Source organism: Catenulispora sp. GAS73 (assembly GCF_041262085.1).
Taxonomy (GTDB): Bacteria; Actinomycetota; Actinomycetes; order Streptomycetales; family Catenulisporaceae; genus Catenulispora.
On sequence record NZ_JBGCCM010000101.1, the window covers coordinates 1 to 1,200 of the forward strand.

The 1,200-nt window shown below is 69.9% G+C and carries 1 protein-coding gene; it reads right to left on the reverse strand.

What is annotated here, in order from left to right; translation table 11 throughout:
- The coding region (locus ABH935_RS50865; RefSeq protein WP_370385242.1) for a transposase family protein at positions 1-240 on the reverse strand (240 nt) is incomplete at its 3' end.
- Positions 241-1,200: the final 960 nt, after the last annotated feature.

Sequence of the window (1,200 nt, forward strand, 5' to 3'; positions counted from 1 at the left end):
CCGTGGGGCGTCAGCCTCCAGATGGACCATCAGGGTGCCGGCGTCCAGGTGTCGCCAGCGGCGCCGTCCCGGACCGCGGTCGTAGCGTCGGCAGCTGCGCAGACACCGGCTACAGCGCAGCGCTTGGCGGGCCACCGGTCGCACATGGGCCACGATCTGGCCGTCGGCATCCAACACGACGTCCTCGACCACAGCGTCCTTCAGCCCGAGAAGCCGGGCCCATACAATCCTGTTTCGCACGCCGTGCTCCAGATCAGCCGTTTTGAACCTTAGACAGTCCAAAACCCTAGATCGGACACGGCGTGCACGCGCGCAACCCCACCCAAACAACCCACACATAAGTCAGAGGCGCCGATTTTTACGGCTTCGCGCAGGTGTTGATGACCTCGCGGGGGGACGCAGTTCGGTTGAGCGCCGCATGTTGCGCTGGCGGCCGCCGGTTGTGTGGGTGCAAGACCACGCATGAGTCCGAGTCACTGCGCACGCGTTGCGTAGGCGGCAATCGTCGGGCGTGGTGGGCACCTTGAGGCCTCCGGCGGGCGCTCTACAGCGAGGGGGCGACCCTCGCATCGAGCTTGACGGCGGCGGCCCGCGACTGGTCGGCTTCCTATCCGCTGTTGCCTGCGCCGCGTTGTTCGGTGGCGGTGATGCTTGTGGTCACCGAGGTTCTGGGTCCCTCGCCGCGTCGTCGCCGTAAACGGAACCAGGCCGGTCCGGTGGTGTAAAGCCGGATCACAGCTGCTGTGGTCGCCCCTCGTCCGGCTTGACACCACCGAACCGGCCAGGTTGGCAGAGCCCGCCGACGCGGCGAGGGACCCAGAACCAACACCCCGCATGGTCCGGAGGATCCGGCGAGCGACACCACCGGCCGCGCGGCTTCGTCACTACCCGTAGTCGCAGGGCTCAGCCGAACTGCGCCACCCCGTGAGGTCATCGAACCATGCGCGAAGCCGTGAAAATCGCGTGTAACCCACAGCTCGACCGGCCCGCGCAGCGTGTCGAGCCCCTGGCAGGCGCTGGCGCTCAATCCCCTGCCGCACAGTGAAAGAATGCAGCAGCCAGCGGCGCTCCAACCGCCGCTGGGGGAGGGTTGTGGCGGGGGGGTGGGGCGCCCCGGCCAACCCGGGTGGCGGGGGGGGGCCGGGGGGGGGGGGGGGGGGGGCGGGGGGGGGGGCCCGGGGTGGGGGCCGGGGGGGGGCG